General features: G+C 70.3%; 8 protein-coding genes. 5 read left to right on the top strand and 3 right to left on the bottom strand.

Annotated elements, in window-relative coordinates; all coding sequences use genetic code 11:
* Positions 1-260: 260 nt before the first annotated feature.
* Positions 261-1,310, bottom strand: a complete 1,050-nt coding sequence (locus ACFY8W_RS37420) for a glycosyltransferase (protein WP_391115624.1) — start codon at positions 1,308-1,310, stop codon at positions 261-263.
* A gap of 240 nt (positions 1,311-1,550) precedes the next feature.
* Here ACFY8W_RS37420 and ACFY8W_RS37415 point away from each other — a divergent pair, with 240 nt between their 5' ends.
* A complete protein-coding gene (locus tag ACFY8W_RS37415; RefSeq protein WP_391115622.1) occupies positions 1,551-2,927 on the top strand; it encodes an LCP family protein in 1,377 nt (458 codons plus the stop codon).
* A 16-nt stretch (positions 2,928-2,943) separates the two neighbouring features.
* Here ACFY8W_RS37415 and ACFY8W_RS37410 read toward each other — a convergent pair whose 3' ends face one another.
* Positions 2,944-3,477, bottom strand: a complete 534-nt coding sequence (locus ACFY8W_RS37410; RefSeq protein ID WP_391115620.1) for a hotdog domain-containing protein — start codon at positions 3,475-3,477, stop codon at positions 2,944-2,946.
* 131 nt (positions 3,478-3,608) lie between these two features.
* Between ACFY8W_RS37410 and ACFY8W_RS37405 the strand changes: the two genes are divergently transcribed.
* From ACFY8W_RS37405 to ACFY8W_RS37390, 4 genes are all read left to right on the top strand, one after another.
* Complete coding sequence (locus tag ACFY8W_RS37405; RefSeq protein WP_391115619.1) at positions 3,609-4,925, top strand: LCP family protein; 1,317 nt, start codon at positions 3,609-3,611, stop codon at positions 4,923-4,925.
* Between the two features lie 130 nt (positions 4,926-5,055).
* A complete protein-coding gene (locus tag ACFY8W_RS37400; RefSeq protein WP_391115617.1) occupies positions 5,056-5,505 on the top strand; it encodes a hypothetical protein in 450 nt (149 codons plus the stop codon).
* A gap of 8 nt (positions 5,506-5,513) precedes the next feature.
* Entirely contained in the window at positions 5,514-7,331 is a 1,818-nt protein-coding gene (locus ACFY8W_RS37395) for an alpha/beta hydrolase (RefSeq protein ID WP_391115615.1), read from the top strand.
* 112 nt (positions 7,332-7,443) lie between these two features.
* Positions 7,444-7,827, top strand: a complete 384-nt coding sequence (locus ACFY8W_RS37390; RefSeq protein WP_391115612.1) for a hypothetical protein — start codon at positions 7,444-7,446, stop codon at positions 7,825-7,827.
* 63 nt (positions 7,828-7,890) lie between these two features.
* Here ACFY8W_RS37390 and ACFY8W_RS37385 read toward each other — a convergent pair.
* On the bottom strand, positions 7,891-7,985 hold a 95-nt coding region (locus tag ACFY8W_RS37385; RefSeq protein ID WP_132919430.1), incomplete at its 5' end, for an acyl-CoA dehydrogenase family protein.

The following is a 7,985-nucleotide window of genomic DNA, read 5'->3' as shown; positions in this document are numbered from 1 at the left end:
GGGCCCACACCCGGTCCCCTGCCTTGGCCGCAACCGGGCCACAGCTGTGGCTCGTTTCCTCACCCCCCCCCCCCCCCCCCCCCCCGGGCGGCGCGCCCCCCCGGGGGGGGGCGGCCCCCCGGGGGGCCCCCCCCCACCGCCGTTCCGGGCGCCGTGTCAGGACCCGCCGCCGTGGCCCTGGCCCTGGCCCTGAGGATCCGGGGACACCTGCACGGCATGGTGGCGCTCGGGGTGTACGGCGCCGGGCGCCGTGTCAGGACTCAGACGGTCCCGGCCGTCTCGGACGCCTCGCCGGCCTTGACCACCGGACGCCTGCTCGCGATGACCTTCCGCGCCAGCGAGCGCGGGCTGGTCAGGAAGCCGAAGCCCCACGACATGTGCATGGTCGCCAGCGCGACCGGGATCTGCAGCCGCGCCTTCAGGGACAGGCCCTTGCCGGCCAGGACCGCGCCCGCGGTGATGGCCGCCACATAGCCGGCCGGGACCACGAAGCCGAGCGGCGTGAGCACGGCGCCCACCACGATGCCCGCGACGATCGCGCAGACGGCGGTCGGCGGGGCCAGGTAGCGCAGGTTGATGGAGCCCTCGTGGTAGCGGGCCACCACGTGCCGCCAGCGGCCGTAGTCCTTGTACTGCTTGGCGAGCGCGCGCACCGAGGGGCGCGGGCGGTACTGGACGCGCAGCTCGGGCGAGAACCAGATCAGACCGCCGGCCTCGCGGATGCGGAAGTTCAGCTCCCAGTCCTGGGCGCGGATGAACTCCTCGTTGTAGCCGCCCTGCTGCTCCAGCGCCTCGCGGCGGAACACGCCCAGGTACACGGTCTCGGCCGGGCCGGCCGCGCCACCGGTGTGGAAGGACGCGTTGCCCACGCCGATCTTCGAGGTCATCGCGGCGGCGACCGCGTCCTCCCAGGCGTTCTCGCCCTCGGCGTGCATGATGCCGCCCACGTTCATCGCGCCGGTCTCCTCCAGGAGACGTACGGCGGTCGCGATGTAGTTCGGCGAGAGCATGCCGTGGCCGTCGACGCGCACCACGATCGGGTGACGGGACGCCTTGATCGCCGCGTTGAGGGCGGCGGGCGTACGGCCTGTGGGATTCGGCACGGTGTGAACCCGGGCACGCTTGTCGGCGGTCTCTCGGACGAGTTCGGCGGCGATCTCGTCGGTGCGGTCCGTGGACGGACCGAGCGCGATCACCACCTCCATCTCGCCGTCGTAGTCCTGCTCCAGGATGTGACGGACCGAGTTGCGCAGATGCCGCTCCTCGTTGAGGACCGGCATGATCACGGAAACGGGGGGCATGGCGTTCATCGCGTGCCACGTTACCGCGAACGGGGGACACGGTCGCGCGCCGCCGGTGGCGATGCCGGGTGGCGCTGATCGTATGGGCCTACGGTGCTCACGGTCCCCCTGTCGTACCAGCGGAGGTGTCCACCGGTGACCGCACCCTCCCGCACGCCCCGTCCTCCCCGGCCCGCCGCCCGCCGCGTACCCGCTCCGGCACCGGCACCGGTCCGCAGGCGGCGCCGGCCCAGACGGCCGCGGTGGGGCATGCGGGTGGCGACCACGCTGTCGGTCGTGGTCCTCGCCGCCGGGGGCATCGGGCACGCGGTGGTGACGAGCCTGGACACCGGCATCCACCGGATCGACCCCTTCAAGGACATGAAGAACCGCCCGCAGGCCGGGCACGGCATGAACGTCCTCGTCGTCGGCACCGACGGCCGCGACCGGATCGGCGAGGAGGAGCGCAAGAAGTACCGGCTCGGCGGCGCTCCCTGCCACTGCACGGACACCGTGATGCTCGTGCACATCTCCGAGGACCGCGAGCGGGCGAGCGTGGTGTCGCTGCCCCGCGACTCGTACGCCGAGATGCCCGAGCACACCGACCTCACCACCGGCGAACACCACCGCGCGCACCCGGTGAAGCTGAACGCGGCGTACGCGGAGGGCGGGCCCGGGCTCACCGTGCGGACCGTCGAGTCGATGACCGGGGTGAAGATCGACCACTACCTGGAGGTCGACTTCACCAGCTTCATGAAGACCGTCGACGCGGTCGGCGGCGTGCAGATCTGCACCACCAAGCCGCTGAAGGACCCCTACACCGGCCTCGACCTGCCGGCCGGTCCGCACGAGCTGGACGGCGGCCGGGCGCTGCAGTACGTGCGCTCCCGCCATGTAGACGGGGCCGCCGACATCGGGCGCATGCAGCGCCAGCAGAAGTTCCTGGCGGCGCTGATCGACCAGGTCACCAGCGGCGGGGTGCTGCTCAACCCGGTGCGCTTCCGCGAGGTCGCCTCGACGATGCTGAGCTCGGTGCGGACCGACCAGGGCTTCGGTACGGAGCAGATGCTGGCCCTGGCGAAGGCGATGCAGGGCTTCTCGCCGGCCTCGTCGGAGTTCGTGTCCGTGCCGATCGGCGACATGAGCTTCCCGGTGAAGGGGATCGGCTCCACGGTGAAGTGGGACGCGGCGAAGGCGCAGAAGCTGTTCCAGTCGCTGCGCGAGGACCGGCCGCTGGCGCCCGCACGGCCGGCCGCGCCCAAGGGGCCGCGGCCGGTCGACGTGGACGTCTCGCCGCGGACGATCCGGGTCCAGGTCTACAACGGGACCCGCACGGACGGGCTCGGCGGCCGGGTCGACGCGGCACTCCGCGGCACCGGCTTCGACACGACGCGCGCCCCGAGGACCGCCGACGGCGGCCGGGAGCACCCGCGCACGCTCGTCGAGTACGACCCGGGCTGGGACCGCTCGGCCAGGTCCCTGGCCGCCGCCCTGCCGGGAGCGGAGCTCCGCCCGGTGAAGGGCCAGGGCGCGACCCTGCGGGTCACGGTCGGCGCGGACTACGCGGGCGTGACGCCGGTCAGGGAGCGGGAGCAGCAGACGGGCCGGTTCGAGGCGGTCACGGGCGATCAGGTGGTGTGCCCGTAGCCGCGGGCCCAGGGGTTCAGTCCTCGTAGCCCTCCGCCACGCGGCGCTCGCGGAGTTCCTTGATCGCGCGGCGGCGGGCCAGGCGGTGGGTGCGGCGGATCTGGGCCTCCTGGTAGCGGCGCTTGTCGCGCTCGGTCTCCGGGAGGACCGGCGGGACCGGCCGGGGCCTGCCGTCGGCGTCGACGGCCGCGAAGACGAGGTACGCGGAGCCGACCTGGGTCGCGGGCGCGGACTCGTTCCAGCGCTCCGCCATGACCCGGACGCCGACCTCCATGGAGGACCTGCCGGTCCAGTTGACCTGGGCCTTCACATGCACGAGGTCGCCGACCCTGACCGGCTCCAGGAAGGCCATCTCGTCCATGGAGGCGGTGACGGCCGGGCCGCCCGAGTGCCGGCCCGCGACCGCGCCCGCGGCGTCGTCCACCAGCTTCATGATCACGCCGCCGTGCACCGTGCCGAGGAGGTTGGTGTCGTGGCTGGTCATGATGTGGCTGAGGGTGGTGCGGGAGGCGGAGGTGGGCTTCCCCGGGATGTCGCCCTGATCTGTCATGCCCTCTACCTTATGCCCGCCCTTGGACCGGGTCGCGGCACCGTCCGGTTTGCATCAGCTTGGCAACAGCGCCGACCCGATTCCCCACCCGCCCTGTCGGGCCGGCGGGAGGGACCGGCAGACTGTTCCGCATGAATGACTGGCCCGACGCCCAGCCCGAGGGGCCTCGCCGGATGCGCCACGTGCAGCGCCCGCAGGTCCCCCCGCAGCAGCCGTACCAGCAGCAGCCCCGGCAGGGGCAGCAGCGGTACGGCCAGGGGCATGACCAGGGCTACGACCAGGGCCAGGGGCATGACCAGGGTTACCACCCGAACTTCACGCAGGCCCAGGCCTCCGGGTACGACTCCGGCTACAGCTCGGGCCAGGTCTACGGCAGCCCGCAGGGCCCCGGCCCGGGCGGTCCCGGCGGTCCCGGCACCGTGCCGCCGCAGTACTCGCCGCCGCGGCCCGGCGGCGGTGCCGGCGCGCCCGACTGGCGGCGCCGGATCAAGATCGGTTCGATCGTGCTCGCCGTGGCCGTGGTCGGCTGGAGCGTCGGCACGTACGCCTGGGCCAGCTCGCAGATGCGCAACGAGGTCGACCTCGCCAAGGTGATCGAACGCCCCTCCGAGGGCGACTGCACCACGTACCTGATCGTCGGCTCCGACAGCCGCGAGGGCATGACGGCCGAGGAGAAGAAGAAGCTGCACACCGGCTCCGCCGAGGGCAAGCGGACCGACTCGATGATGATCCTCGCGGCCTGCTCCAGCGGGAACACGATGATCTCGCTGCCGCGTGACTCCTGGGTGACCATCCCGTCCTTCGTGGGCTCGGAGTCCGGCAAGAAGTACGCGGCGCGCGGCGGCTCCAAGCTGAACGCCGCGTACGCGATGGACGGACCGGAACTCCTCGTCCGCACCGTCGAGTTCAACACCGGCCTGCGCATCGACCACTACGCGGAGATCGGCTTCGCCGGCTTCGCGAACATCGTGGACGCGCTCGGCGGCGTCGAGCTGAACATCGAGAAGGGCTTCAAGGACAAGAAGTCCGGCGCCGACTTCCAGGCCGGCACGCAGACCCTCGACGGCGAGCAGGCCCTGGCCTTCGTCCGTACCCGCTACGCCTTCGCCGAGTCCGACCTGGCCCGCACGAAGAACCAGCAGAAGTTCCTGTCGGCGCTGGCCAACCAGGCGGCGACGCCGGGCACGATCCTCAACCCGTTCCGGCTGTACCCGACGCTCGGCGCCGGCCTGGACACGCTGATCGTGGACAAGGACATGTCGCTCTACGACCTCGGCAAGATGTTCTTCGCCATGAAGGGCATCAGCGGCGGCGACGGCAAGTCGATGAACATGCCGATCGCGGGCAGCGCGCCGCAGGGTTCCCTCAAGTGGGACATGCCGAAGGTGAAGCAGCTGGTCGAGCAGATCAGGAACGACGAGAAGGTCACGGTCACCTCGAACCGCTGACCTCGACTTCCCACAGTCGGCGCCCTGTTCGGGCGTCGACTGTTTGATTTCATCCAGCAAATCCGGGAATCATGGCGCATCGCCACGCGCGACAGCACGGGGACAGCGGGGAGAACGGGGAGGTTCGCGGATGCCGTGGGACGAGTGGGAGCAGCTCAAGGCCGAGACGGCGGCGCGCCAGTCGTCGTCGATGCGCCTGAACCAGGTGGCGCCGGACCCAGGCGGCGGCGGCTATTCGGAGGATCTGAAGACGGACAAGCGGGCCTGGGTGAAGGCCGGCGAGGGCGTCTCCGGCCTGAAGGAGGGCGTCACCACGGCGCTGACGAAGCTCGACTCCGGGCAGGCGGGACTGGGTGACGGTCAGGGCATCCAGAGCGCGGCGGCGCAGAAGGAGTTGTACGACTCCTGGAAGAAGTACGTCAGCGACGTGAGCGGCCGCTGTGAGGCGCTGGGCGGGCTCCTGAAGACGTCGGGCCACGACCTGGCGAAGCCCGACGAGACGCTGCTCGGAGAGCTCAACGCGCACGCGAAGAAGTACGCGGACACCGAGGCCGTCGGCGGCCAGGCGAAGGAGAAGTGACCGCGGCGATGGATCTGGAGACCTTGCGGGCCTTCAAGCAGGCCGAGTACGAGGAGGCCGCGGACGGCTACCGGGCCGTCGGCGAGATGGCCATGACGGCCAAGGACACGATCGACACCAAGATCTCCGCGGGCATCCGCGGTGAGCTGAAGGGCAAGGCCGCGGAGGCCGCCCTGGGCGAGCTCAAGGAGCTGTCGAAGAACTTCCACTACGCGCAGACCGAGTGCGGTCTGGTCAGCACCGCGCTGAATGGTTTCGCCTTCGACCTCGGCGCCGCCAAGCGGAAGCTGGACGCGGCGATCGCCGACGCCCAGGCCGCCGGCTGCACGGTGAACCCCAACGGCTCGGTCAGCTTCCCGGCGGGCGCGAAGCCCGGCGCGGACAAGACCGCCGAGGGCGGAACGGTGACCGGCAGCGCCGGGATGACCGACCCCACGGCCAACGCCATCGAGCGCCAAGCCATCAACATCCACCCGAACCCGAACTACGGCAAGGCGATCGAGTTCGCGAACCGGATCGCCGACGTACTGAAGGAAGCGACCGAGGCGGACGCCAAGTGGGCCCCGAAGCTGCGGGCGCTGAAGGCCGACGACGACCTGAAGGTCAGCAACCGGGACTGGACCGACGCGCAGTCGGACATGAGCGGGGTGAAGGACGCGGGCAAGAGCTACCTCGACTCCCTGCCGAAGCCGCCCAAGGACGGCACGCCGGACCAGAACGCCGAGTGGTGGAAGAGCCTGACCCCGGAGCAGCGCGCCGACTACCTCGCCATGCAGCCGGACAGGCTCGGGGGGCTGAACGGACTCCCGTCGGACATCCGGGACGAGGCGAACCGGGTAGTGTTCGCGGAGAAGCAGGCCGCGACCCAGATGGAGCTGGACTCCATTCCGAAGCCGCCGGCCAACGAGTGGACGTGGATCACCGCCGGCATGTACCCGGCGAAGGTGCACACCGACGAGTGGATGGAGTGGGACCGGAAGTACGGCGACCGGTACCGCGAGCTCGAGACGTCCATGAAGGGCATCAACGCGATCCAGTCCCGCTTCGACCGGACCGGCACCGGCGGGCTGCCGGAGGCGTATCTGCTCGGCTTCGACCTCAAGGGGATCGGGGACGGGAAGATCATCATGGCCAACGGGAACCCGGACACGGCGGACCACGTCAGCGTGTACGTCCCGGGAACCTACGCGGGCATCGAGTCCATCGGCGACGGGGACGATCACGGGGACCTCGGCCGTGGAGAGCGGCTCTGGGCCGAAGCCCACGGCCTGACCCCGGGGCAGAAGGTCTCCACGATCACCTGGCTCGACTACAACGCCCCGGACAGCATCCTGCCCGAGGCCACGCGAGGCCAGTACGCGGAGGAGGGCGGCCCCCGTCTGTACGACTTCCTCCAGGGCAACAGGGCGGCCCAGGAGAACGCCGACGGCTCACGGGCCCATACGACGGTCATCGGCCACAGCTACGGCAGTACGGTGGTCGGCGTCTCGGCCCAGTCGGGCAGCTGGAAGGACCCGACGGCGGTCGACGACTTTCTCTTCGCGGGCAGCCCGGGCGTTCAGGCGGACCACGCCGCCGACCTGGGGGTCGGGGCTGACCACGTGTGGGCGATGGGCGGCCCCTGGGACGATCAGGTGGTGCGGCAGGGTGGTCGCCTGATGGGTCTGGGTGACAACTGGACCATTCCGACCGACGAATCGTTCGGCGGCAACATCATGAAGAGCGACTCGGATGGGCACTCAGGGTTCTGGGACCCGAACTCCTTGAGCCTCAAGAACCAGGCAGCCGTCATAGCCGGCCAATATGACAAGGTTGAACTTGACTAGGCGATTTTCGTTTTTCGTGTCTGTTATGGCGATCTGCACGCTGGCTGTTGCGTGCTCGGACGGAAGCGAGGCGACAGTGGAAGTGCGTGACAGCGCCACGGTGCGGAGCGATGTGGAGAAGACATCCAGCCGGGTCCTCGAAATGCTGGCGATCAAGGGAAAGGTCACCGACACGGGCGCGATGACCGCGCGGTGCGCCGACTACGACGAAGAGGACGAGGTCTACCGTGCCCGCCACCCGTGGAGCGTCTACGGGGTTCCCTTCGCCGACATGCAGAAGGCCTTCGACCACCTGCGGACCGAGCTTCCCAAGAACGGCTGGCGGATCGTGAAGGACGGCGTGGACGGCAGCAAGTCCAAGAGCCCCCAGATCCTCGCGGAATCGAGCGGGCGGGAATTCGCGATCGACGTGCGTCTGTACAAGGCGAGCAAGGTCGGGAACGCCCCGGCCCTCATCAACATCGCCGTCGAATCGGCCTGCTACAAGGCGAAGTAGGGCCCCTCGGTCCGTGCGCACGGCCCCCGGCGCGAGCCGGGGGCCGTCCGTTCCCGTGGTGTCTTACGGGAGGTTGCGGGCCATGACGATGCGCTGGACCTGGTTGGTGCCTTCGTAGATCTGGGTGATCTTGGCGTCGCGCATCATGCGCTCGACGG

The organism is Streptomyces sp. NPDC012637, assembly GCF_042954805.1.
Taxonomy (GTDB): Bacteria; Actinomycetota; Actinomycetes; order Streptomycetales; family Streptomycetaceae; genus Streptomyces.
The sequence above is the reverse complement of the archived record's forward strand: the minus strand, read 5'-3'. Positions and strand labels throughout refer to the sequence as shown.